The following is a 25,898-nucleotide window of genomic DNA, read 5'->3' as shown; positions in this document are numbered from 1 at the left end:
CTATTAGTCCTCCACTACCAGGCCCATGGAACGAGCAGTACCAGCGATTGAACGCATCATCGCGTCAACGTCAGCACCAGTCATATCCGCAGCTTTAGTTTCTGCGATTTCGCGAACCTGTGCAGAAGTCACTTTACCAACTTTGTCTTTGTTCGGCTTACCAGAACCAGACTTAACGCCAGCCGCTTTTTTCAGCAGAACTGCTGCCGGTGGAGTTTTAGTTACGAAAGTGAATGAACGGTCTGCATAAACAGTAATAACAACAGGAATTGGTAAACCTTTTTCCAGGCTGTCTGTTTTTGCGTTGAACGCTTTACAGAATTCCATGATGTTCACACCTTGCTGACCCAGTGCTGGACCAACAGGTGGACTTGGGTTTGCCATACCAGCTGCTACTTGCAGCTTAACGTAGGCTTGTACTTTCTTAGCCATGAATATTTCCTCAAATTGGGTAATAACGCCTTAATGGATTAAGGCTCCCCGTTACATTAACGCCCCGCAAAACACCGTTTGCACAGTATGATGCCAAGCATAAAAAACAAAAGGCGCGAAATTGTATGAAAATTTCGCGCCTTTTGCAAGTCTGCTATTCGGAATTGTTAGGCTTTTTCTACCTGTCCGAAGTCTAACTCAACTGGAGTTGCACGACCAAAAATAGAAACAGAGACTTTTAAGCGGCTCTTTTCATAGTCGATTTCTTCAACAACACCGTTGAAGTCAGCGAATGGACCTTCACTAACACGAACCATTTCACCTGGTTCAAATAGCGTTTTAGGACGTGGCTTATCACCCACTTGTTGTAAGCGATTCATAATCGCATCAACTTCTTTATCACTAATTGGTGCTGGACGATCTGAAGTCCCACCGATAAAGCCCATTACACGCGGAACACTGCGTACTAAGTGCCAAGAGTCATCATTCATGACCATTTGAACTAATACGTAACCAGGGAAGAATTTGCGCTCACTTTTACGGCGCTGGCCGCTACGGATCTCAACAACTTCTTCAGTTGGAACCATAACATCGCCAAACAACTCTTCCATATTATGTAATTTGATATGTTCACGCAGAGACTGTGCTACGCGACCTTCAAAACCAGAGAATGCCTGAATGACATACCAGCGTTTTTTAGGTAAATCTGACATTTAGAATAACCTCAGGCTTGTAATAAATGAAACTAAACGCACTAGGATACCATCTAATCCCCACAGGATTAGTGACATTACAGCCGTTACAGCAGCAACAATCAAAGTCGTTTGTAATGCTTCCTGGCGAGTAGGCCAAATGACTTTCTTCACCTCGATGCGAGCTTCGCGCGCAAACGCCAGAGTTGCTTTACCTTTTGTGGTCCACAAAGCAACAGCACCAGCAATAGCTACTACAGCCACAACTGCAAAAGCACGCAGTGCGAGATTATATTGACGGAAGTAATAGTTGCCTACGATAGCAACTAATAATAAGGCACAGACAACTACCCATTTGAAGATGTCTGCACTGCGTCCACTTCCTTGAGCTTCGCTATTCGCACTCATAATTCAACCTGTTACCATGAAGTATGTATAAAGCTCGCTTGCCTTACCTTTGCAGTATGGCAATCAGAGCACACCAATAGAATATGCCAGCATACCCAGTAAATTTAATCACCACCCTATTTCGAAAATAAATTTCTTTTCGTGGCAGCGGTAAAATATACCATAACTTCTGAGCAAAACCTTAATAAATCTCATATAACTGCATCGGGCTTTCAATACAGTCAGTAAATCGTTGTTTCAGAGCCTATCTCACCAATAATTATGAAAACGATTGATGAGATAGGTTCTTAGGTTTAAACGCTAACATTTTAAAAACTTGAGTATAAAAAGGGCATCAGTCGATGCCCTTTTTACTAAAGTGGTTCTTTCTTATTCAGAAAGAGCGGTATTATGCAATGATTTTTGCAACAACACCCGCACCTACAGTACGACCACCTTCACGGATTGCGAAACGTAAACCATCATCCATCGCGATTGGGTGAATCAGAGTCACGATCATGTTGATGTTGTCGCCTGGCATTACCATCTCTACGCCTTCTGGCAGTTCGATAGTACCGGTTACGTCAGTTGTACGGAAGTAGAACTGTGGACGGTAGCCTTTGAAGAATGGAGTATGACGACCACCTTCATCTTTGCTCAGAATATAAACTTCTGATTCGAATTGAGTGTGTGGCTTGATTGAACCTGGTTTAGCCAGTACTTGACCACGTTGAATTTCTTCACGCTTAGTACCACGCAGCAGAACACCAACGTTCTCACCCGCACGACCTTCGTCCAGCAGTTTACGGAACATTTCAACGCCAGTACAAGTCGTCTTAGCCGTTGCTTGGATACCAACGATTTCAACTTCTTCACCAACTTTGATGATACCACGCTCAACACGGCCTGTTACTACTGTACCACGACCAGAGATTGAGAATACGTCTTCGATTGGCAGCAGGAATGGCTTGTCAATTGCACGCTCTGGTTCTGGGATGTAAGAATCCAGGTAGCCTGCTAATTCAACAATTTTCGCTTCCCACTCTGGGTTGCCTTCCAGCGCTTTCAGTGCTGAACCGCGAACAACTGGAGTGTCGTCGCCTGGGAAATCGTATTGAGACAGAAGTTCACGAACTTCCATTTCAACTAATTCTAACAGTTCTTCGTCGTCTACCATGTCACATTTGTTCAGGAAAACGATGATGTAAGGAACACCTACTTGGCGACCTAACAGGATGTGCTCACGAGTTTGTGGCATTGGGCCATCAGTCGCAGCAACAACCAGAATTGCACCGTCCATCTGCGCAGCACCAGTGATCATGTTTTTAACATAGTCGGCGTGACCTGGGCAGTCTACGTGTGCGTAGTGGCGAGTTGGAGTATCGTATTCTACGTGAGAAGTAGAAATGGTGATACCACGCGCTTTTTCTTCTGGTGCGTTATCGATTTGGTCGAATGCACGAGCGTTACCGCCGTAAGTTTTCGCCAGAACAGTAGTGATTGCTGCTGTCAGGGTAGTTTTACCATGGTCAACGTGGCCGATTGTACCAACGTTAACGTGCGGTTTTGAACGTTCAAATTTTTCTTTAGACACGACTCTATTCCTTATGGAGTTCCCTCTTCACGATAAAGAAGGAACTTAAATTAAAGTAGTTAAATCGATAAAAATCGATTATCTAGCGTTACGAGCTTCGATTACAGCTTGTGCAACGTTGTTTGGCGCTTCATTGTACTTCAGGAACTCCATAGAGTATGAAGCACGACCTTGAGTCTGAGAACGCAGGTCAGTAGCATAACCGAACATTTCGGACAATGGTACTTGTGCACGAACAACTTTACCAGTAGGTAAGTCATCCATACCTTCAATCATACCACGACGACGGTTCAGGTCACCAATTACATCGCCCATGTAGTCTTCTGGAGTTTCCACTTCAACTTTCATGATTGGCTCAAGCAGAACTGGTTTCGCTTTTTTGAAGCCGTCTTTAAATGCCAGCGATGCTGCCAATTTAAACGCCAATTCAGAGGAGTCAACATCATGGTAAGAACCGAAATGCAGACGAACACCCATGTTAACTACTGGATAACCAGCTAATGGACCAGACTTCAGCTGCTCTTGCAGACCTTTGTCAACCGCAGGAATGTATTCCGTAGGGATTACACCACCTTTGATTTCGTTGACAAATTCGTAGTCCATTGGCAGACCATCTTTGTCTTTCTTGTCCAGTGGGTACATATCGATAACGACATGACCGTACTGACCACGACCACCAGACTGTTTCGCGTGTTTACCTTCGATATCAGTCACTTTAGCAGTGATTGCTTCGCGGTAAGCTACTTGTGGTTTACCAACGTTCGCTTCAACTTTGAATTCACGACGCATACGGTCAACCAGAACGTCCAAGTGCAATTCACCCATACCAGCGATGATAGTCTGATTAGTCTCTTCATCACTTGATACGCGGAATGATGGGTCTTCTTGAGCCAGGCGGCCTAATGCGATACCCATTTTTTCTTGGTCAGCTTTAGTTTTTGGTTCGATTGCAACAGAGATTACTGGCTCTGGGAATTCCATACGCTCCAGGATGATTGGTGCATCAACTGCACATAAAGTATCACCTGTAGTTACGTCTTTCAGACCGATAGCAGCCGCGATGTCACCAGCGCGAACTTCTTTAATCTCTTCACGCTTGTTAGCGTGCATCTGAACGATACGACCAAAACGCTCTTTCTTCGCTTTAACAGCGTTCAGAACGGTATCACCTGAGTTAACAACACCGGAGTAAACACGGAAGAATGTCAGGTTACCAACGAATGGGTCAGTTGCAATTTTAAATGCTAAAGATGAGAACGGCTCTTCGTCACTTGCATGACGTTCAGCTGGAGTATCTTTACCATCGTCCAGAACACCGTTAATTGCCGGTACATCTGTAGGAGCTGGTAAGTAATCCACGACCGCATCCAGCATCGCCTGAACACCTTTGTTCTTAAAGGCAGAACCACAGGTAACCAGGATAATTTCGCTAGCAAGAACACGTTGACGTAAAGCACCTTTGATTTCTGCTTCAGTCAGTTCTTCACCGCCCAGATATTTTTCCATCAGTTCTTCTGATGCTTCTGCAGCGGATTCGATCAGGTTGTTGTGCCACTCTTCAGCCAGCTCTTGCATGTCCGCAGGGATATCTTCGTATTCGAAGGTAACGCCTTGGTCTTCATCGTTCCATTTGATTGCTTTCATTTTCAGCAAGTCAACAACACCAGTGAACGACTCTTCTGCGCCAACTGGTAATTGCAGTGGAACTGCAGTAGCTGCTAAACGAGTTTTTAACTGCTCAACAACACGTAAGAAGTTCGCACCCATACGGTCCATTTTGTTAACGAACGCGATACGTGGAACTTTATATTTGTTAGCCTGACGCCATACAGTTTCAGACTGTGGCTGAACACCACCAACCGCACAGTAAACCATTACCGCGCCATCAAGAACACGCATAGAACGTTCTACTTCGATTGTGAAGTCAACGTGTCCCGGGGTGTCGATGATGTTGATACGGTGTGGTTCATACTGCTTAGCCATACCAGACCAGAATGCAGTAGTCGCAGCTGAAGTGATAGTAATACCACGCTCTTGCTCCTGCTCCATCCAGTCCATTGTTGCAGAACCTTCGTGGGTTTCACCGATCTTATGGTTTACACCAGTATAGAACAGAATACGTTCAGAAGTTGTGGTTTTACCGGCGTCGATGTGTGCACTGATACCGATGTTACGATAGCGTGCTATGGGCGTTTGACGAGCCATTTTTTCCTCTCTCGTGGGCGTTCAATTCTTCATATAAAGGGCAGCTGAAAGCTACCCTGAGATACATCACTAAGATTGGTAAGAGATTACCAACGGTAGTGTGCGAACGCCTTGTTAGCTTCTGCCATACGGTGAACGTCTTCACGTTTCTTAACAGATGAACCTTTGTTCTCAGCAGCGTCTGATAATTCGTTTGCCAGGCGAAGTGCCATAGATTTATCACCGCGTTTACGAGCAGCATCAACGATCCAACGCATTGCCAGGGCATTACGACGAACCGGGCGAACTTCAACTGGAACTTGGTAAGTTGAACCACCAACACGGCGGGATTTAACTTCCACAGTCGGACGCACGTTATCAAGTGCTAATTCGAATGCGTCAAGTTCAGTTTTACCAGAACGCTGAGCAAGGAGCTCAAGTGCGTTATATACGATTGCTTCAGCAGTAGATTTTTTCCCGTCTACCATCAGGATATTTACAAATTTGGCCAGTAATTCTGATCCGAACTTAGGATCTGGAAGAATTTTACGTTGACCAATTACGCGACGACGTGGCATGGATATGACTCCGTTGTTAATTCAGGTTTGTCCAAAACTCTACGAGAGTATTTTGACATTAAGATTAAAAATGTTTGGCCTTACTTAACGGAAATCCATTAAGCCTTAGGTTTCTTCGCGCCGTATTTAGAACGAGCTTGCTTACGGTCTTTAACACCAGAACAGTCCAGTGCGCCGCGAACGGTGTGATAACGCACACCTGGCAAGTCTTTAACACGACCGCCACGGATCAGGATTACGGAGTGTTCCTGCAAGTTGTGGCCTTCACCACCGATGTAGGAAGATACTTCGAAACCGTTAGTTAAACGAACACGGCATACTTTACGTAATGCTGAGTTTGGTTTTTTAGGAGTGGTAGTATATACACGAGTACATACGCCACGTTTTTGCGGGCAAGCTTCCAGTGCTGGAACGTTGCTTTTCACAACTTTCGAGCTACGAGATTTGCGTACCAGCTGATTAATAGTTGCCATTATTAAAAAAGCTCCTGGTTTTTTTGCTTCGTAAACACGGATTTTGACCTCGTTCGCCAACATGACGATACACGAGGACGCGAAATTTTATTGCCGACTGGCTCAGGTGTCAAGAAATATACAACTTTTAGTGACTTTATAAGGCAAAATGTTGCTTATGAGCTTCAGTTAGCTTTACAAAACCTTGATATGAGATGATAGAAACGTCATCAGCTACCTGATCTTGTAGCCCTCGGGCATGAATATCTGCATCCAAGGCATAGATTTGGGCACCGCTATTTTGTAGTTCCGCAAGATATTTGGATTGTGAAACAGCGGCAATCACACCATCTTGGAAAAGCAATATAGCGTCTTCATTGGTGATTAAACGCAATAGCGCTGAGAAATCACATTTAAATGGAGAAGTGGCTAGAGTGTATAGCATAGGTAGGATCCTACTATAGATCAAAATCCGAACACAAGATCAAATTTTGAACACAATCTCAAAATTTGAGCACAACATCACAGGCGGATAGCCTCTCTTGGATCTGCTGGGGTGTTAAGAATTCAGGTGTCACAACCCACTCATTTTGCTGGCTAAGACCTCTTTCCTTTAATGACTCTAAACATAGGTAAATATTTTCAATGTCATAGAGAGGTAAGATCTTGAACGTCGAAATATAGTCCCGAGCTAAAATTTCTTTAGGCTGCTGATGAGCGAGTAATTGGCATACACCATCAGAAAGGAAGAATACGCTAATTTCTTCTGTCAGTGCCGAGGTTGCTAATAATGCATCCAGTCCTTCGCGCCCACTGGCACTACCATGTGGTATAGTCGTAAAAACAAAGGCTATTTTCTTCACAAGAGACCTTATCTTATAGAGTGACGTCGTTCATGATGTTCAGGTTTAAAACTGGATGGTGCGGTCAGCGGTTAACATGGATTCAGCAAGACTGCCTAAACCGCTCATGGTAAAACTTTCAGATAAGTTATGAGCAGATAGCGATAGCGCGTTAGCTTGTTCTTTATCTGTAATACCACGACGTAACCCTGCGGCAACACAGACATTCATTTCACAGCCCGATTCTTGTGCCAGTTGGCACCATGCTTTGACCAGGTCAAATTCATCATTTGCAGGGGAAGTTAAAGCATTGCCATTAAGAACGCCATCTTGATAAAAAAACACCGTCTTCAATAAATGCCCCTCTTTAAGAAGGGCCTTGGCAAATTGATAGGCACTTGCTGATTGTGAAGTGCCGTATGCGGGGCCAGTCACTAACAAACAATAGGTTAGCGGGGTTGTTTTACTCATTCACCACTCTTAAATTGGCGGATATATAAATAGACGGTGTGCTTAGAAATATTCAGGCGGTCAGCCACTTGGTTGATAGCATCTTTGATATCAAAGATACCTTTTTCGTACAAGTTCAGAACCACTTGTTTATTTTTCGCGTTGTTAGAAACATTACGGTCATTGCTAACTTCTTCGATGGTGTATTCTAATGTTTGTGCAACCAAGTCATCGACTGAAGACGCGAAGTTGACATCCGAAGTCACGTCTTGCTTTTCTTCTGGCACAAAAGACTTAATGATTTCAGAGAATGGCACATCCAAGTTCATGTTGATACACAGTAAGCCGATAACACGTTGCTTACGGTTACGAATCGCAATCGTCACAGACTTCATTAAGTCGCCACTTTTTGCTTTCGTAAAATAGGCTTTAGAGACATTGGATTCTGCATCCGCCATATCATGAAGCATTCTTAATGCTAAGTCAGTGATAGGGGAGCCAATCTTACGCCCTGTATGCTGACCATTCGCTATTCTCACTGCTGAACATTTGAGGTCTTCTAAAGAGTGAAGAACAATTTCACAATGCTCACCAATTAGCATAGCGAGCCCGTCAACCGCAGCTTCATATGATTTTAAAATTTCGTGGTCAGTCTCAGTAAACGGCTGGTTATCAAGAATATTAATATCACTGAGGTCTTGGGATTGTAATGCATCAGACATTTCAACGTCATCCTTCTAAAGTGTATAAAATTCATCACGTCAACCAATGAGGCATTCATTATTCGACTCATTTGCCTTCATTTTATCGTACATAGTCAACGGATGTGATGATTAAAAATAAAAACGAATCTATTGAAGTTAAAACTCCGAGGCGTTGCCGTCAAGCGAATGAATGCAAGAGAGTATGTTTTATCACAAGTTTTAAAGAATATAAGATTTTTAAATGCAAATTTTTAATCGAGAATGACACAACTCTGCTTTTTTAGCATTGGATTGCGTAACTCAATGAAAAAAGCCCAGAACGAATCTGAGCTTTTTTATTTTTAACGATGTGAAATCTTATTTTGCAGCAGGTTTGATGTCTAATAACTCAACATCGAAGACAAGCGTTGAGTTTGCAGGGATACCTGGAACGCCATTTTCACCGTAAGCTAATTCTGGTGGGATAACTAATGTCATCTTGCCGCCTTTCTTCAGGTTAGATAAACCTTCAGTCCAGCCTTTGATCACTGAGTTTAATGGAATAGTCAGTGGCTCGTTACGAGAATAAGAGCTATCGAATTCTGTGCCATCGACTAAAGAGCCTTTATAGTGAACAACAACGGTTTCGTCTTCTTTAGGTTTTGCGCCAGTGCCATCTTTCTCAATTTTGTACAGTAGGCCAGACTTAGTTTTCACTACGCCCTTTTCTTTTGCAAATTTCTCGCGATATTCGTCACCTTTCTTCACGTTAGCTACTGATTCAGCTTTGATTTTATCTTCAGCTGCTTTTTTCACTTGTCCTTCGAATTGACGTAATGTTTCTTCAACTTGAGCATCAGTCATTTTGCTTTTGCCGTTGAATGCATCTTGAACACCAGCCAGTAATTGAGCTTTGTCCAGATTAATACCGATCGATTTTTGTTCTTCTAAAGAATTCTGCATATAGCGGCCTAAAGAGGCACCTAATGCGTATGCGTTACGCTCTTCAGCATTTTTGAAAGCGCTCGTTTGTGTTTTTGCTTCTTCTGCCATAACTTGTGGGGCAGTAAAAGCGAATGCTAATGTTGTTGCTAATAGACTTGCCTTAAACAGTGATTTCATCCTAATCTCCGATAGCTATTATTCGAGCCATACGGCTCATTTTTATTGATAGCTGTTCCTTATCTTAAAAAACAAGCTGTCAGTTAACACAAAAAATATAAGAATATCTTAGACCACATTAACAAAAAGAGGTTTCAACGCCTACACCTTTAAATAAAACTTATCTGTTGATTTGTAATGTTCGGTTATTATGATGTTTTTTTCATGGTGAGAACCCATAAGGAGAGTCTAAAATGGATTCATCAGACAATTTTGAACAGCGTTTAGAACTTTTAGAAAGCAAAGTTGCTTTCCAAGAATTGACCATTGAGCAGCTTAACCAAGTGATTACAGAACAACAAATGCAGCTGTCAAAAATGCAAGAACATTTACGCATCGTTGCGGAGAGGTTGAAAGCGTCGCAATCATCTCATCTTGCCCGCCCTGAAGAAGAGACTCCCCCTCCACATTATTAATCTCTCAGCTATTCGCCTTGATATGAAATTGGGAGATATCAATATCAGGCAATGCCACTTCTTCGGGCTTATTCAACTGAGGAACCCATTCATAGGGGACTCGATAAGCCCGATAAATCATGTTATTCCATGCGTATTGCTCGTCGGTATAAGGGGAAATATATTCCCAAACAATTTTATTTTCCTTGGTAACTTCAATAATTCGTCCATCCGCGCCCTCTGTAATCAGAGTATTACCATTAAGTAATCGTTGCGCACTGCTAACATGCGGACTATAAAATCGAAAACGATTCGTCGGTATTTTAAATCCCTGCTCATTTGCAGAATGCTGCCAAACAATATCTAAACTGATCGGGTCTATCTCCAAGACTCGAGAATAGTCACGACCCGCATTTTTTAATCCATAAAGCGAGGTTGGCGTTGCTTGCCCATAGCCTGCTTGCCAGCCATTATCAAACAGTAAAATATTCCCAGCCCCCGGTAACCCTTGAGGAATAAGATGGGCATGATGTTGACCAATAATTCCCCCTAAATGTTTAATATTATCATGGGTATAATCAGGCCCAATTTGCCATACAATCTTTCTTGTTTCACGGCTGGTAATTCCAATAATGTTCGCTTCCCGAGAGCTCCATATTATATTCTCAGGATGAAAATCAGCATTGCCATTATCATAGTGTTTGTTGGGGCCAAGCCAAGATAGGCTATTGATATGCAAATAATCCCCCACATCACCAGCGATGAGATTAGGATTACGATAAAAGACATTTTTAGCAGTTTCAGAAAAACCGAGCTCCGAAAAGTAATCACTGAACGCCCATGCCCATACAATATTTCCCTGCCAATCAATCTCAACAAAGACGTCATCCAGTAATGGCTTATCTGATATTTGAGGATTTTGAATATTTCGATGGCAAAGTAATAATGTTTTTCCATTATGAACAGGGGATATCAAGCCAGGCGTATAATACCCGACGGGATTTCCTTCTCGTTGAAAATCATGATGCGCCCTTGCAGACCAATATTGTTTTCCGACATCATCCGTCAATGACTCTACACGATCGAATGACCAAACTTCGTTATTATCCCAATCCCGCTGAACCAACCTGGTATATTCGCGATATTTATTACCCTCTTTTGGCTTTTCATAGCTCAGCAGATTGCCTTGAGGTAACATTTTGCAAGGCACGCCATCACTGTCCTGCCAAACATGAACTTCATTGCCATTCATATCAATAAGCACAGCGCCCTTATTCGCCGCTGAGAATAATGTATAACCATCCCATGCTTTATCTGGTCTATAAATTGTTGTTTTTGTAGGGTAAATAGAGGGAGTTCCCATAATAATTTTCCTAGATGATTGAGACTATGACGCGAGATAAACAAAGAAATTAATCTCGATAAACATCATGGGAATTATAAGACAGAAAATTAACCAATTGATTTATAATAAATTTTAGTGATTACTAAATTTAATGACGGGGAATGCTTGAGACCGAATTTTGAGCAAAAAAAAGCCCAACATAAAAATGTTGAGCCTACTTTCGAAATAAAAAACGAGTTCGCTTTTTATTGAATCTCTCTTTTAGAGATTAGTGGCAACCACAACCGCCATGCTTGTGACCGTGACCTTGACCTTCGCCACCACCACAGCAACCGCCTTCTGAACCGTGGCTATGACCGCCACCGCCACAGCAACCACCTTCGTGGTCATGGTCGTGGTCGTGACCATCAGCACCATGGACGTGGCCATGAGCGATTTCTTCTTCAGTTGCTTCACGGATAGCCATGACTTCAACATTAAATTTCAGGTTTTGACCTGCTAACATATGGTTACCGTCAACGATAACTTCATCGCCTTCGATGCCAGTGATTTCAACTGGAACTGGACCCATGTCAGTATCCGCTAAGAAACGCATACCCACTTCCAGCTCATCAACGCCCATGAATACATCTTTCGGTACGCGTTGAACTAAGTTGTCATCATATTGACCATATGCATCGTCTGAAGCGACTTCAACATCGAAATGTTCGCCAACTTCACGACCTTCTAATGCTTTTTCCAGACCAGAAATTAAAGAACCACGGCCATGCAGATAGTCCATTGGCGCATTTGCCGGGGACTCATCAACTAAAACACCGTCTTCTGTTCTTACTTGGTAAGCTAAGCTTACAACCAAGTCTTTTGCTACTTTCATGACATCTCCTACGACCCGTAAGGGAAAAATTTTTGCCAATTGTACCGGAAAACAATTGTGCTGTATTGAGAATTGACAAAATTCTCTTATTCTGGGGTAAAAATTCCAATAACTTGTTCTTGCTTTCTCACATGCTCAGTCGCATCGCCTTCAGCTTGACGTTGTTGATCCCCGCAATTGACACATTCAACCACATCAATTTTATCTTCTCGCCACATCATTAAGGTGTCTTGAGACTTGCATTTAGGGCAGGTTGCCCCAGCAATAAAACGCTTACGTGTTGCTGCCATTTTTCTACCTTACTGTTCATTATTCCAGCTGTGCGGTTGGCGATTTTCTCTTTGCATCTCTTTTTCGAAAAGTTCGTTGAGTTCACGCCGCGCCTCTTTAATACGCGAAATTTGCCCGCTATCGCTATTCTCATTTTCAGGAATGATATCCCTTAACATACGCATATCAAGCCGGCGAAAATGCTGTTTTGCACGATAAGCTTTATGAGGATGCATACCTGTACTAATCAGTGCCTTACTTCCCATTTCTAACGCGCTTGAGAAGGTTTCACGGCTAAAATCCGTCACGCCACTATGCAGTAATTCGTGAGCCTCTAAACGCCCTTTTGCACGGGCAATAATATGCAAGTTCGGGAAGTTTTCTTGGCAAATACGCACAATTTCCATCACTTCTTCAGGAACGTTGCTGGTGATCACAATGGCTTTGGCTTTATCCGCTCCCGCTGAGCGTAGAAGTTGTAGTTCTCGCGCATCCCCATAATAAACGGTGTAACCGTAGCGGCGCATGGTACTAATCGCGGTAACATCTTGTTCAAGCACCGTAATATTCACTTTGTTCGCCATCAATAGACGACCAACCACCTGCCCCATTCGTCCAAATCCCACTAAAATCACGTGAGGATTGGTGTCTTCCACAAACGGTTTTTCGGTAGAGGTTGGCTGCTGATTATAACGGCGGTTGAGATACGCATCTATCAGCTGCATCACAAGTGGCGTTGTCATCATCGATAGCGTCACCACCACCAACAATAAATCCATTTGCCTTTCATCAATCACGCTAGCTCCGAATGCCGTGGCATAAATCACAAAGGCGAACTCACCACCTTGGCTAAGCACCCCTGAGAATTGCGCTCGGGCGCCTGTACGTAAACGTGCCACAAATCCCAGCACATATAAGACAAGCGCTTTCACAGCGACCAGCACCAAAACTGCCAATAAAACTTGAGGGAGATAAGCCCACAAGACTTGTAAATTTAATGACATACCGACGGAAATGAAAAACAGCCCCAGCAGCAAACCTTTAAACGGCTCGATATTGATTTCAAGTTCATGACGAAATTCCGTCTCAGCGAGCATCACCCCCGCCATAAACGTCCCCAAGGCCATTGAAAAGCCAAGGCTTTCCATTATCAATGCGGAACCCAGTACGACTAACAACGCCGCTGCGGTAAAAATTTCATGCACGCCCGATTTCGCTGCAAGCCTAAATAATGGACGTAGTAAATAACGTCCGACAATCCATAACCCTGCAAACGCCACCACTTTCAATCCAATTTTGTACCAATCGCTGCTTCCCGTATCACCTGCCAACAGCGGAATCAGCGCCATAATCGGGATCACAGCCATATCTTGGAACAGTAAAACAGAAAAGCCAAGCTGCCCACTTTCTTGGTTGGACATCCCTTTTTCATTCATTAATTGCAGCGCCATTGCCGTGGAGGACATCGCCATTCCCAGCCCACCAACCACTGCTGCCTGCCAAGAAAACTGAGCAAGGATCAGGATACCTGCCATCAAAGCTGCGGTCACAACCACTTGAATGGTGCCGACACCAAAAATCGACCGACGCAACTCCCATAATTTCGAGGGCTTCAGTTCCAACCCAATCAAAAACATTAAGAAGACAACACCCAGTTCCGAGAAATGCAGGATGTCATCCACATTGCGAATAAAGCCCAATACAAATGGACCAATCGCAATCCCTGCCAGTAAATAACCTAAGACCGCACCCAAACGGATTTTTTGGGCAATCGGCACCATCACCACACCGGCGCATAAAAATATGATCACCGATTCAAATAGATTTAATTCATCCATTTGAAATGTCTCCCGTATTGAGGGGTTGTCTCATCCATTGCTTATACTCTTCAACCATTTGCTGTAACTGTTGTGGGCTCTGTCGGCGGGCAGAATAGATAATGTTCGGTTCCATCCAGTGCATATCACACATCAATGAGGTCAACTCAAATGGACGAAGGATTTCAGATAATGGATAACGATTATAGCCACCATATTGGTAAGCTTCTTCTGGCTCTCCAGTAGTAATAATCGAGCGCCAATATTTGCCTTTCAATTTTTGGTATCCTTGGTCTGTGGCAAATCGGCGAGTCAGAACTTGGTCAAACCACTCTTTTAATAGCGCGGGACAACTATAAGTATACAGCGGGTGCTGAAATACGATGACATCATGCTGGCAAAGCAGCTTTTGTTCTGCGGTGACATCAATAAAATAATCGGGATATGTTGCGTATAAATCGTGGATAGTGACATTGTCAAAACCGCGCACTGCATTTAACAACAGACGATTAGCAACAGATTCATGGGGGTCTGGGTGAGCATAGACCACGAGCACTTTTGGCGTATTTGACATCTTTCCCTCCTCAAAGGCGTGTCAGGCGGATAATTTTCCGTTACCATGCAGCCTGCTAAATGTACTTTAAGCTTAATATATTTCAGTAATAACTTTATTATTCGAATATATCTAACTCAATAATTTAACATATTTTCAATAGACGGTTTCTATGATTGTTTTCTCTTCATTACAAATTCGCCGAGGTGTACGTGTTCTGCTGGACAATGCAACTGCGACTATCAATCCGGGGCAAAAAGTCGGGTTAGTGGGTAAAAACGGCTGCGGAAAATCCACATTGCTGGCACTGTTAAAGGGTGAATTGCAAGCGGAAGCAGGATCAGCAACCTTTCCAAGCAATTGGTCTATGGCATGGGTGAACCAAGAAACCCCAGCCCTTGATGTACCTTGTATTGAGTATGTGATTGATGGCGATCGTGAATTTCGTGCCTTAGAACATAAACTCCAACAGGCGAACGAAAAAAATGACGGTCACGCTATCGCCGTTATTCATGGGCAATTAGATGCGATTGATGCGTGGACAATTCAATCCCGTGCAGCGAGTTTGCTACATGGTCTTGGCTTTAGCCAAGCACAGCTACAGTCTCCGGTAAAATCATTCTCCGGTGGGTGGCGTATGCGCCTGAACCTTGCACAAGCCTTACTGTGCCGCTCCGATTTATTACTTCTCGATGAACCGACGAACCACTTAGATTTAGATGCGGTGATTTGGCTGGAAAAATGGCTTAAGAGCTATTCTGGCACCTTAATTTTGATTTCCCATGATAGGGACTTCCTCGACCCAATCATCGACAAAGTGCTGCATATCGAACAAGAAACCATGTTCGAATACACAGGCAACTACTCTTCATTCGAACGCCAACGTGCCACTAAGCTGGCGCAGCAACAAGCCTTGTATGAAAGCCAACAAGCTAAAGCCGCCCACTTACAAAGCTATATTGACCGCTTTAGAGTGCAGGCCACCAAAGCTAAACAGGCACAAAGCCGAATTAAAATGCTTGAACGTATGGAGATGGTCGCCCCTGCGCACGTGGATAACCCATTCCATTTTTCATTCCGTCAACCGGAAAGCCTGCCTAATCCATTATTAAAAATGGAAAAAGTCAGCGCAGGTTACGGCGAAAAAGTGGTATTAGAATCCATCAAATTAAATTTAGTTCCGGGTTCTCGCATTGGGTTACTCGGCCGTAACGGTGCCGGTAAATCCACATTAATCAAAATGCTAGCAGGCGACTTGCCGCCATTACACGGCGAAATCTCACTCGCTAAAGGGATCAAACTGGGGTATTTCGCCCAGCATCAATTAGAATATTTGCATGCGGATGAGTCCCCATTACAGCATCTTGCTCGCCTTGCGCCAGAGCAAACCGAGCAGCAATTACGTGATTACCTTGGCGGCTTTGGTTTTAAAGGTGACCAAGTGACGGATCCTAGCGGACGTTTCTCCGGTGGAGAAAAAGCCCGCTTAGTATTAGCTCTAATTGTCTGGCAGCGCCCTAACTTACTGTTACTCGATGAGCCAACCAACCACTTAGATTTGGATATGCGCCAAGCACTGACCGAAGCGTTAATGGCTTTCGAAGGCGCATTGGTTGTGGTTTCCCATGATAGGCACTTACTGCGCACGACCACCGATGAGCTGTATCTGGTTCATGGCGGAAAAGTCGAGCAGTTTGATGGAGATCTTGAGGATTACCAACAATGGTTAGCCGAGCAGAACAAAATGGAGCTACAGCAAGCTCGTGATCTGCTTGATAAAGAAAAGCCAGCCAGCACATCAACCGTGACGGCGCAAGATAGAAAAGACCAAAAACGCCGTGAAGCCGAATTCCGTCAGCTGACCCAGCCTATCCGTAAAAAAATCACGGAGTTGGAAAAGAAAATGGAAAAACACTCTGCATCATTAGCTGAGTTAGAGGCGAAGTTATCCGATGCTGCCATTTATGAGCAAGATAAAAAAGCGGAGCTAACTGACTGTTTGAAAAAGCAAACTGAGCATAAATCAGCCCTTGAAGACGTTGAAATGGAATGGATGGATCTGCAAGAGCAGTTAGAAACTATGACCAATGAGTTTGAAGCTGGCTAATTCGTAATAGCCTTTCAATAATAACCCTTTATTAAAATCAAATTAATAAGGGGTTATTTCAATAAACAACCAAAAAAGATAATCATAATTGGATTTCTTGCATTTGAAAATTTAATTACACATAAAAATCTTATTTAAGGTTTCTTTAAAACATAATCCGAAGCGTTGACGTATTATTAATAGAATTAAATATTAACATATCGTTAACCTGAAGCAGTTATAGCCACACAATCAAAGTGTAACACAAGAAATAACACTTATTCTTCAATGAATTAAAATCACCATAAAACGCACTAATTGCCATCTATTTTGTCGCTTAAATATCCCCATTATAATGAAGCCAATTCTACAAACTAAAAATAAAAACCTATAAAGATAAGGCATTAGCACTTATCAAGATTCTATGGTTGGTGCAGCATGATTTATATCATTACGATGCTCTATGGCAGAGACACAGCAAAAAAATATTTCTGGTTTATTCTGGCACTCACATTATTTGGTGTACTGATTGGTGCCTGCTTTTTTCTATTACCTTTTTTTGCTGATCCCCATGAGTTTATGATCTTCCTCTGTATTCCAATTTTATTGGAAGCCATTCGCTCGTTTGTCTGCGCGATGTATTGCCAAGGTGCTACCCGAGGACTGAGGATCAGTCGCGGATTAGTGCTACTTTTAATGGTCTACATTGTCTTGTTTTCTAAAATACATGCGTGGGAAACCGTTCTCTCTGGATTTATTACTGGCTTATATCTCATGGTCAGCGCTATCTGGAAAATGTCCAATAGCGTGGTTTTGAAATTTAAACGCTGGAAGTTGATGCTCACTGTCTCCATTATTGAATTCTCATTAGGTTTATGGAATTTCATTCCTTGGTCTTTTGACTATTCATCTCGCCAAGTTTATTGGGATGTCGGCACGCTGATTATGATCTTCTCCCTCGACTCATTCTTTGTTTACTACTTTGTTGTGAGCAGCCAAATTCCCAATGCCAATCATATGGTATTTACGCGCAATAATGACGCTTCAAATAGAGAGCGCGGCACACTACATGTATGGACAACTACCGGGCAACTGCCGCTATTTTTTAAAATTATCCAGCGTTATATTGTTTCCCGTAATTCATTGGGTGTGATTAGTACTGGGCATGTTGCTTTCGAGCTGGATGAAATTTATATCAGCCACTACCCAGAGAAAGATATTGACCGCGATACCGCGCAATTCTTGCAGATATTAAAATCCACCGAAGAAAACAATGACACAGGCGTTTTTCAAATCAGTTATCTTGATGAAATGAAAATTGCGCCACCATCAAACTTCAAATTAACCATTGAAGGGATCAGTAAAGAAAAGCTAGACGCATTCTGGCAAGAATACAGTAAAGACACGACCTACAATTTAACTAGTCGTAATTGTTCAACCGTCGTTTCTTTGGCGCTGATAAAAAGTACCGAGGGATATTTTACTGAGAAAAAAGGCGGTTTCATGCTACTGCTTAAATTGCTCTTTAGCCCTGAGCTTTGGGTTATGTCCCAACTCAGAAAACATGCAAGTATTATGACGTGGACACCGGGCATTGTTTTAGATTATTCCCGCGCCATGTCCGTTTTATTGAAAATGTAGCGTGCAGATGAGCAATCTATTACCTCAGAATGAGTGGAGAACGGAGTATCGCTATAAATCCCATATGGATTTTAATAACGAAACTTCAGACATCTCCATCCATAATTTTCGCTCTTTTCAGTTTGCCGACAAAAATGAATATACTTGGGATACTAAGCATTACAATCTGTCTAACTTGCAAAGTGTAGATTTAGTACAATCCCACTGGTCTGGCAAAATGATCGCCCATGTTTTTCTGAGCTTCGGTTTTTCCAATGGGGATTATGTCTCTTTTTCTATCGAGACAAGGCGAAAAGCACATCAACAATTTTCAGTTTGGAAGGGATTTTTCTATAACTACGATATTATCTATGTAGTTGCTGATGAGCAGGATTTAATTGGTACTCGCGTTAATTTACGCAATGAGCAAGTCTATATTTATCCCTTAAATTTAGATAAGCCACTTATTACAGAACTGTTTCTCAATTATATGAGCAAACTTAATCAGCTCAAAGAGACCAACGAAAAATACCATTCCATGTGGAATAACTGCACAACCAGCATTTATAAAATCGCCAAAAAAACCTACCCTGATTTTAAATTTAACTGGAAACTGTTAGTCAGTGGCTACGCTTCACATTATTGCCATCAATTAGGCTTTATTGAAGATAAAGATTATTTTAACAAACAACAAATCCCATTAATCCAATTGGTCGATAACCAATTTTCTCAAATAATACGCCGATAATAATGAAAAAAACCTGCCAAACGCTATAAAAAATAGCGAAGGCAGCGTTGAAATGTATGGCAAAAACAGGCTAAATCAATTTGGCTAGGCAGTACAAGAATAAAAAATATTAGACGCATTTCATGCAATTGTTATAGGGTGTCGTTTCACACCTTCACGCACATAACATGGTATTCGCCATCAATTTTTCCTGTGCCTTCCGTTTCATGTTCAAAACCCGGGAACTCACTATCCCATGCTTGTAAACTACGCAAATAGCCAATATGCGGGCTGTTAGTTTCTCCAAAGCTTTCGCCGGATAACAACATTGGGATCCCCGGTGGATAAGGAATAATCGAGTTCGCTGCAATACGCCCAGCCAGCTTATCTAACGGCACAGCTTCAACGCGATTCGCAACAATCTGTTGATAGGCATCACGTGGGCTCATCATGACATTGGGTAACTCTGAATAGGCTTGATTTAGCTGACTTCCCGGATTATTACGCTGCAAATAAGCAAACATCTTATCCCCCAAGTCCCTCAGCCCCATCTCACCATAAATTTCAGGCGCCACTTCCACCACTTCAGGTAACACTTTTTTCAGTTGAGTGTTGGTATCATAGTGGCGTTTAAAGGAGAGCAATGCATTGACTAATGTGCCCCATTTTCCTTTGGTGATCCCCATAGAAAATAGGAACATAATTTGGAAATCGGTAGTGCGGGTCGGCACAATACCATAGTGATTTAGCCATGCGGTGACGAGCGCCGCAGGAACACCGGAATCAAGTAGCTTGCCATCGTCCCCCATTCCTGGTGCCAAAATACTCACTTTGATAGGGTCTAACATCGCCCAATCTGCAGGAATATTTTTGAAACCATGCCACGTATCTTCAGGGTTCATTACCCAGCAGCTTTGCTCTTTCATCAACAATTCAACAGGGGCAAACTCAAAATCATAACGCTCACCAGTTGCAGGATCCTTCACCGTTTCCTGATTCCACGGTTTGAAAAACCACTCACCATCATTTTGGAACTCTTTGTACAGATAGCCGAGTGATTGACGAAAGTCGATGGCTTCGCGGATCACTTCATCGGTTAATGAGCGCCCACTATTTCCATCCATCATATCTGCCGCAATATCGTTCGATGCGCAAATGGCATACAACGGCGATGTGGTTGCATGCATGTGATAGGCTTGATTAAAGCGATTAAAATCAATGGCATTACGTCCATTACGAACATGAATGAACGAAGCTTGCGACAGCGCATTCAATAATTTGTGCGTTGAGTGAGTAGCGAAAATGGTAGGGTCATCGTCTTTGCGCTCTTCATCACGCATCGCAAAATGGTCACGATAAATCGGATTGAATCGCGCGTAGCCATACCATGCCTCATCGAAATGAATTCTATCGAGGGATTTATCCAATAAATTTTGCACTTTGCGCGCGTTGTAGCAAACACCATCATAAGTACAGTTTGTTACCACGCTATACGCCGGTTTTTTCCCGATTTTATCGGTAGTAAATGGATTATCAGTAATCTTTTTCTGAATAGCTTCAGGGGACATTTCTGTGGGGTAAATCGGTCCAATAATTCCATAACGGTTACGACTCGGGACCATATAAACAGGCTTTGCTCCCGTTAAAATCAAGCCTTGTTCGATGGATTTATGGCAGTTTCGGTCAATGACCACCACATCGTCATCCGTCATGCAAGCTTGCATAATGGTGCGGTTCGAGCCCGAAGTCCCGACCACTACAGAATAGGATTGATCTGCACCAAAAATCCGTGCTGCGTTTTTCTCACACTCGCCAAATGCCCCAGTGTGATCGAGCAATGAACCAACGGCAACTCGCTCGATGCCGATATCTGTGCGGAATAAATTTTCGCCAAAAAAATCGTGATAAATACGCCCTGCTGGCGTTTTAGTGAAACCCACTCCGCCTTGATGTCCCGGTGCTGCCCATGAGTGTTCGTGTACATCACTGTATTTAATCAAACTTTTCATTAATGGTGGGAGCAATTGCGCACGGTAACGGATGATAGCAGCAAGAACACGTCCGGCAATAAAGTCCGCGGAGTCCTCTAAAATCCATGCAAATTCATCCACTTGCTCCATCATTTTTCTATCAAATGCCACTAAGGCTTCTTCACGATCACTCAACAGAAAAACGGGCACATCTTCTTGGCGACGATGTAGTTGGGTGATCAGCCGGTGAGCTTGAGCCTGTTCTTCCTTATCGGACATATCTCGTCCGTAAAGTAAGCAGTCAATGCTGGTGTTTGAGCGAATATAGGCGAGACCGTCTTCAAAATCACGGATAATGACCGTTTCGACGTGTTCGTCATTCAGTTCGCTTGCCAGCCGCGCAACCGCATGGCTTATCACAGAATCTTCGTCTGTAAGCTCGGTATAAACGATCAATGCCCTCATGGACTCTCCCTCAATGAATTATTTTAAGCTAAATAATGCCTCCTTTAGTCTTAACGCAGATAAGATTATTTTGCAAAGTTATCGAGACATTAATAGCTATTCGTCAAGTTTATTAATCATCACTTTGGCATTCATCACCAATGCTTTCGCTTTATCTTCCCGTTTTTGTAACAACGCCATAAACAGCAAATCGGTAAGGGTATTTTGTGCCGTTCTTGACGAAATTGATGAGCTCCGCCATTCGTTCTCTTCCGCCACACTTTCCAACATATAGTCTGACATTTGAGCGAGGGGTGAATCTTTGGAGCGCGTGATAGCGATAACACAAGCACCATTTTGATGCCCAATATTCGCGGCAGTGAGCATATCTTTACGCTTTCCAGAGAAGGAAATAACAATTTGCACATCTTTCGGCGTCAAGGTTAAGGCGGCAGCAATTTGAACGTGATGATCCGGCTCCACGAGAGTGGTAATACCGATTTTCTGAAGTTTATAGCTTAAATCTTTCGCAGTGAGCCCTGAGCCACCAATCCCAACAATCTGCACACGTTGCGCACTGTCTATACGTTCAATAATTTTTTCAAACTGTTTAAAATCAAGGCGTTTCGTTGTTTCTGTGATGGAATAATTTTTCTCTAATGCCAGCTTCTGCGCGACCACCATCAAGCTATCCGTTTGAGTAATACGGTTATGCAACGCACTGTGAGGCTCCCCCAACTCTTGCTGTTGGCGGCCAATGATTTCACTCAACGCCAATTTCAGCGCGGGATACCCCTTTACACCTAATTTTTGACTAAACTTCACAATAGCGGATTGACTGATCCCCAACTGCCCCGCTAACTGCGAAGACGACAGTTTCAGCACATTTTCCGGACTTTCTAAGATAAATTGTGCAATTTTGCGTTGATTTTCCGCTAATCGCGGCAAGAGGTACGTGATGGTATCGAGTAGTGTCATAGTAGCCCTCAAAAAGGTAAAGCCTCATCAACAGAATAAATTTACAAATAAATTATTCCTTCAATAAAAACTCAATGCTTGTCATTTAATCATTTAAATTCAAATAAATATTATTTTATCGAGCAATAAGCGACTAAATTTATTCGCTTATATTGGCAAGAGAGAATAGATAGCACCGTGATAACCATCACATCAAAGGAATAAATAATTCCATAGCATACCCCCATGATACGTTTAAGGAGTTATTACTATGTCGATTGATTTAAGCAAGATGGTCACGGAAAGCCGTAACGAAGCCAGTACCCACATTGACCAATTATCTACCATTGAAATGCTTCAAGTAATCAACAATGAAGATAAAAAAGTCCCTTTGGCTGTCGAAAAAACCTTACCGCAAATTGCAGAATTGGTCGATAAAGTTGCGGCAGCTTTCCAGCAAGGTGGCCGTCTGATTTATTCCGGTGCAGGTACTTCGGGACGTTTAGGGATCCTCGATGCCAGTGAGTGTCCACCGACCTATGGAACCCCTCATGAACAAGTTATTGGGCTGATTGCTGGTGGTCACCAAGCCATCTTCCGTGCAGTTGAAAATGCGGAAGATAAACCCGAGTTAGGAGAGCAAGACTTAAAGAATATCGATTTTAATCAAAAAGATATTCTAGTTGGCATCGCCGCTAGTGGTCGCACGCCTTATGTTCTGGGAGCCATGAAATATGCTCGCTCCTTAGGTGCAACCGTTGCCTCAATTAGCTGCAACCCTGATAGCCCTGTTTCCCAAGCTGCTGACATTGCCATCACCCCGATTGTGGGTGCTGAAGTTGTCACTGGCTCTTCGCGCATGAAAGCGGGAACCGCACAAAAACTGATTTTAAATATGATCACCACAGGGGCGATGATCCGCATCGGTAAAGTCTTTGGCAATTTAATGGTAGATGTGGAGGCGACCAACGCCAAGCTCATTGAGCGCCAGACTAAAATTGTGATGGAAGCAACCGAATGTGACCGCCAAAGCGCAGAATCTGCATTACAACAATGTGATAGACACTGTAAGACCGCGATTTTGATGATTTTATCTGGCTTAAATGCCGATGAAGCTCGTCAATTGCTCGCTAAAAATCATGGCTTTATTCGCACTGCCCTCAACATCGCAAAATCCGTCTAATCAGCGGATCTCTATGAGAGAAACAGTATGGCTAAAATAACAAATGAAATGATACAGCAGATCCTGCAACACGTGGGGGGCAGTCGTAATATCAAGCAGTGCGGTAACTGCATGACGCGTTTACGGCTCACCTTACATGATGATCAGTTTATCGATAAAACCGAAATCAAAAAAATCCCCGGCGTACTGGGCGTGATTGAAAGTGACGACCAGCTGCAAATTGTTTTGGGTCCAGGAAAAGCCCAAACAGCCGCGGATTTAATGAAGCAAATGTTAGAAAATGGCGAAGCGGATGAAGCTCATGACGCTAACGCGACCCAAGATCTGAAAGAGATTGCTTCTGCCAATAAACAGCAGATGAAAAAGAAACAAACCAGCGCCGTTCACCGCTTTCTATCTAAATTTGCGACTATTTTTACGCCATTAATTCCGGGCTTTATTGGCGCAGGTCTATTAATGGGCTTGGCGTCATTGCTCACATTATTATCGGCGAACCAAAACTTATTTCCTGCGGATTCAACCCAACTTGCCCATCTCAAAAGCTTAATTGCGTATATGAGTGTATTCGGTAAAGGGTTATTCACCTTTATGGGATTGTTGATTGGTTATAATGCCCAAAAAGCGTTTGGGGGAAGCGGTGTTAACGGTGCCATTATCGCTGCGCTGTTTATTTTAGGTTACGACCCGGCGGCCACTAAAGGCTTCTATTCCGGCATGACAGACTTCTTTGGTTGGTATATCGACCCGAGAGGCAACATTATCGGGATCCTAATTGCCTGTATTTTTGGTGCTTGGGTTGAAAAACAAGTACGTAAAATCATTCCAGCCAGCTTGGATATTATTTTAACCTCAACGATTACGCTGTTAATCGTCGGTGCTGCGACCTTTGTTTTCATCATGCCTATTGGCGTGTGGTTATTCGAAGGGATGTCTTGGCTATTCATGCATTTAAACGGAAACCCTATCGGCACAGCCGTCTTAGCGGGTCTGTTCTTAATTGCGGTAATGTTTGGTGTCCACCAAGGCTTTATTCCGGTGTATGTCGCGTTAGTTGAAGCGCAAGGGTTTAACTCGTTATTCCCAATCTTAGCGATGGCGGGTGCGGGTCAAGTAGGCGCCGCATTAGCGCTGTACGTGAAAGCCAAAAAAGGCTCTGTTACCCGTAGTCAAATTGGTGGTGCCCTATTCCCCGGCTTCTTAGGCATTGGTGAACCATTAATTTACGGGGTGACGTTACCGCGCGTGAAACCGTTTGTAACCGCTTGTTTAGGGGGCGCTGCTGGTGGTTTCTTTATCGGAGCGGTCGCGTGGATGGGTTTACCTGTTGGGTTAAATACTGTATTCGGTCCTTCAGGGCTAATCGCTATTCCGTTGATGACGTCAGATCAAGGCGTGCTTCCTGCAATGGCAGTGTATGCAGGCGGTGTCTTAGTCTCTTATCTATGCGGGTTTATTTTCACTTATCTATTTGGTAGTAAAAATGTCGATTTGGACTAGAGAATAGTGTGGATTGAAAAGCAAAAAGGCACCTAACGTGCCTTTTTTCTCGTAGAAAAACTTACTCCAGCCAAATTAACGGTACACACGCTGCGGTCAGTATCCCCATCACTAGGTTAAAAATAAACCATGCGCGGCGGCTACGTAAGAAAACTCCGATCAAGGAACCAAAGCCCATCCAAATCAAGCCCGCGACGAAATTCACAATCACAAACGCTATGCTCATCACGATAATAGACTGAGTAAATAACTCGCCTGGAAGACTAAAACTCCCTACTGCGCCTAGCCCCATCATCCATGCTTTCGGGTTTAAGAACTGCAACAGTCCGCCTTGAAACCAAGTAACGCTTTTAGAGGCTTTACTGTCTGTTTTGAGTGGCTCGTAACTGGCAGTGGCTGTTTTCCACGCTAGCCATAATAAATAAACGCTACCAATGATTTTCAGCACAATATGAATTGCAGGATATAATAGTAATAGCGCGGCAACACCGAAGGCAGACAAATATAAAATTGACTGCATGCCCAGCATTATTCCTAATAATAATCCGATACTGCGACGAAAACCGTAGTTAGCTGCACAAGAGGTCAACAACATGTTGTTAGGGCCGGGTGTGACTGCTGCAATGAATAAAAACGTAAAAAGCGAAAAAATTAGCCCCAGAGTCATTTATACTATGTTCCTCAACCTAAATTTGTTTCTAGATT

At 43.2% G+C, this 25,898-nt stretch carries 26 protein-coding genes; 6 read left to right on the top strand and 20 right to left on the bottom strand.

The window, feature by feature from the left end; genetic code table 11:
• Positions 1-3: 3 nt before the first annotated feature.
• The 12 genes from rplK to fkpA form a co-directional block, all read right to left on the bottom strand.
• Complete coding sequence (gene rplK, locus ACIH2S_RS01790) at positions 4-432, bottom strand: 50S ribosomal protein L11 (protein ID WP_006657044.1); 429 nt, start codon at positions 430-432, stop codon at positions 4-6.
• A gap of 167 nt (positions 433-599) precedes the next feature.
• Positions 600-1,145 (bottom strand): transcription termination/antitermination protein NusG, encoded by a 546-nt coding sequence (gene nusG, locus ACIH2S_RS01785; protein ID WP_006657043.1) that lies wholly within the window; start codon positions 1,143-1,145, stop codon positions 600-602.
• Positions 1,146-1,532 carry a preprotein translocase subunit SecE gene (gene secE, locus ACIH2S_RS01780; protein ID WP_006657042.1) on the bottom strand — a complete coding sequence of 129 codons (387 nt, stop codon included), beginning with the start codon at positions 1,530-1,532 and terminating at the stop codon, positions 1,146-1,148. It lies immediately after the preceding gene.
• Between the two features lie 388 nt (positions 1,533-1,920).
• Positions 1,921-3,105, bottom strand: coding sequence for an elongation factor Tu (gene tuf / locus ACIH2S_RS01775; RefSeq protein WP_187128653.1), 1,185 nt, complete (start codon positions 3,103-3,105; stop codon positions 1,921-1,923).
• 78 nt (positions 3,106-3,183) lie between these two features.
• Complete coding sequence (fusA, locus tag ACIH2S_RS01770; RefSeq protein WP_036948738.1) at positions 3,184-5,310, bottom strand: elongation factor G; 2,127 nt, start codon at positions 5,308-5,310, stop codon at positions 3,184-3,186.
• An 86-nt stretch (positions 5,311-5,396) separates the two neighbouring features.
• A complete protein-coding gene (gene rpsG / locus ACIH2S_RS01765) occupies positions 5,397-5,867 on the bottom strand; it encodes a 30S ribosomal protein S7 (RefSeq protein WP_006813694.1) in 471 nt (156 codons plus the stop codon).
• 98 nt (positions 5,868-5,965) lie between these two features.
• Complete coding sequence (rpsL, locus tag ACIH2S_RS01760; protein WP_004265905.1) at positions 5,966-6,340, bottom strand: 30S ribosomal protein S12; 375 nt, start codon at positions 6,338-6,340, stop codon at positions 5,966-5,968.
• 136 nt (positions 6,341-6,476) lie between these two features.
• Positions 6,477-6,764, bottom strand: a complete 288-nt coding sequence (gene tusB / locus ACIH2S_RS01755; protein ID WP_036948734.1) for a sulfurtransferase complex subunit TusB — start codon at positions 6,762-6,764, stop codon at positions 6,477-6,479.
• A 58-nt stretch (positions 6,765-6,822) separates the two neighbouring features.
• A complete protein-coding gene (tusC, locus tag ACIH2S_RS01750; protein WP_430247991.1) occupies positions 6,823-7,182 on the bottom strand; it encodes a sulfurtransferase complex subunit TusC in 360 nt (119 codons plus the stop codon).
• A 45-nt stretch (positions 7,183-7,227) separates the two neighbouring features.
• The gene (gene tusD, locus ACIH2S_RS01745; RefSeq protein ID WP_430247989.1) at positions 7,228-7,632 is read right to left on the bottom strand and encodes a sulfurtransferase complex subunit TusD; all 405 of its coding nucleotides are present in this window, start codon (positions 7,630-7,632) and stop codon (positions 7,228-7,230) included.
• Entirely contained in the window at positions 7,629-8,333 is a 705-nt protein-coding gene (locus tag ACIH2S_RS01740; RefSeq protein ID WP_108478765.1) for a helix-turn-helix transcriptional regulator, read from the bottom strand. The genes tusD and ACIH2S_RS01740 overlap by 4 nt, the downstream gene beginning before the upstream one ends.
• Before the next feature lie 339 nt (positions 8,334-8,672).
• Positions 8,673-9,416, bottom strand: coding sequence for an FKBP-type peptidyl-prolyl cis-trans isomerase (gene fkpA, locus ACIH2S_RS01735; protein WP_430247988.1), 744 nt, complete (start codon positions 9,414-9,416; stop codon positions 8,673-8,675).
• Positions 9,417-9,649: 233 nt separating this feature from the next.
• On the opposite strand from fkpA, the gene ACIH2S_RS01730 reads away from it, so the two are divergent.
• On the top strand, positions 9,650-9,871 hold the full coding sequence (locus ACIH2S_RS01730) for a SlyX family protein (RefSeq protein WP_036948724.1): 222 nt from the start codon (positions 9,650-9,652) through the stop codon (positions 9,869-9,871).
• A gap of 4 nt (positions 9,872-9,875) precedes the next feature.
• On the opposite strand, the gene ACIH2S_RS01725 is transcribed toward ACIH2S_RS01730, so the two are convergent.
• The 5 genes from ACIH2S_RS01725 to kefG all read right to left on the bottom strand — a co-directional run bounded on the left by ACIH2S_RS01725 (position 9,876) and on the right by kefG (position 14,730).
• Complete coding sequence (locus tag ACIH2S_RS01725) at positions 9,876-11,213, bottom strand: aryl-sulfate sulfotransferase (protein ID WP_430247987.1); 1,338 nt, start codon at positions 11,211-11,213, stop codon at positions 9,876-9,878.
• 250 nt (positions 11,214-11,463) lie between these two features.
• Positions 11,464-12,069, bottom strand: a complete 606-nt coding sequence (gene slyD, locus ACIH2S_RS01720) for a peptidylprolyl isomerase (RefSeq protein ID WP_006659533.1) — start codon at positions 12,067-12,069, stop codon at positions 11,464-11,466.
• 86 nt (positions 12,070-12,155) lie between these two features.
• The gene (locus ACIH2S_RS01715; RefSeq protein ID WP_036948717.1) at positions 12,156-12,359 is read right to left on the bottom strand and encodes a YheV family putative zinc ribbon protein; all 204 of its coding nucleotides are present in this window, start codon (positions 12,357-12,359) and stop codon (positions 12,156-12,158) included.
• Between the two features lie 9 nt (positions 12,360-12,368).
• Positions 12,369-14,177: a glutathione-regulated potassium-efflux system protein KefB gene (gene kefB, locus ACIH2S_RS01710; protein ID WP_036948714.1), complete on the bottom strand. Its 1,809-nt coding sequence runs from the start codon at positions 14,175-14,177 to the stop codon at positions 12,369-12,371.
• The gene (gene kefG / locus ACIH2S_RS01705; RefSeq protein WP_108478763.1) at positions 14,170-14,730 is read right to left on the bottom strand and encodes a glutathione-regulated potassium-efflux system ancillary protein KefG; all 561 of its coding nucleotides are present in this window, start codon (positions 14,728-14,730) and stop codon (positions 14,170-14,172) included. Before kefG ends, kefB begins: the two co-directional genes overlap by 8 nt.
• 151 nt (positions 14,731-14,881) lie before the next feature.
• Between kefG and ACIH2S_RS01700 the strand changes: the two genes are divergently transcribed.
• The 3 genes from ACIH2S_RS01700 (at position 14,882) to ACIH2S_RS01690 (ending at position 19,163) form a co-directional block, all read left to right on the top strand.
• Complete coding sequence (locus ACIH2S_RS01700; protein ID WP_108478762.1) at positions 14,882-16,816, top strand: ABC transporter ATP-binding protein; 1,935 nt, start codon at positions 14,882-14,884, stop codon at positions 16,814-16,816.
• A gap of 417 nt (positions 16,817-17,233) precedes the next feature.
• Entirely contained in the window at positions 17,234-18,436 is a 1,203-nt protein-coding gene (locus ACIH2S_RS01695) for a peptidase (protein WP_108478761.1), read from the top strand.
• Between the two features lie 7 nt (positions 18,437-18,443).
• Positions 18,444-19,163 carry a DUF4105 domain-containing protein gene (locus ACIH2S_RS01690; protein WP_231138128.1) on the top strand — a complete coding sequence of 240 codons (720 nt, stop codon included), beginning with the start codon at positions 18,444-18,446 and terminating at the stop codon, positions 19,161-19,163.
• A 146-nt stretch (positions 19,164-19,309) separates the two neighbouring features.
• Here ACIH2S_RS01690 and adiA read toward each other — a convergent pair whose 3' ends face one another.
• Together adiA and ACIH2S_RS01680 are read right to left on the bottom strand one after the other, a co-directional pair.
• The gene (gene adiA / locus ACIH2S_RS01685) at positions 19,310-21,577 is read right to left on the bottom strand and encodes an arginine decarboxylase (protein WP_430247986.1); all 2,268 of its coding nucleotides are present in this window, start codon (positions 21,575-21,577) and stop codon (positions 19,310-19,312) included.
• Between the two features lie 96 nt (positions 21,578-21,673).
• Positions 21,674-22,534, bottom strand: a complete 861-nt coding sequence (locus ACIH2S_RS01680; protein ID WP_108478758.1) for a MurR/RpiR family transcriptional regulator — start codon at positions 22,532-22,534, stop codon at positions 21,674-21,676.
• A 250-nt stretch (positions 22,535-22,784) separates the two neighbouring features.
• Between ACIH2S_RS01680 and murQ the strand changes: the two genes are divergently transcribed.
• Positions 22,785-23,696: an N-acetylmuramic acid 6-phosphate etherase gene (gene murQ / locus ACIH2S_RS01675; RefSeq protein ID WP_036948695.1), complete on the top strand. Its 912-nt coding sequence runs from the start codon at positions 22,785-22,787 to the stop codon at positions 23,694-23,696.
• A 27-nt stretch (positions 23,697-23,723) separates the two neighbouring features.
• Entirely contained in the window at positions 23,724-25,193 is a 1,470-nt protein-coding gene (murP, locus tag ACIH2S_RS01670; protein ID WP_108478757.1) for a PTS N-acetylmuramic acid transporter subunit IIBC, read from the top strand.
• A 61-nt stretch (positions 25,194-25,254) separates the two neighbouring features.
• Here murP and ACIH2S_RS01665 read toward each other — a convergent pair whose 3' ends face one another.
• Positions 25,255-25,860, bottom strand: a complete 606-nt coding sequence (locus ACIH2S_RS01665; RefSeq protein WP_108478756.1) for a LysE family translocator — start codon at positions 25,858-25,860, stop codon at positions 25,255-25,257.
• Positions 25,861-25,898 lie beyond the last annotated feature (38 nt).

Origin of the sequence: Providencia lanzhouensis (assembly GCF_050469745.1) — a bacterium.
Taxonomy (GTDB): Bacteria; Pseudomonadota; Gammaproteobacteria; order Enterobacterales; family Enterobacteriaceae; genus Providencia; species Providencia lanzhouensis.
This window is presented reverse-complemented; position numbering and strand designations above follow the sequence as displayed.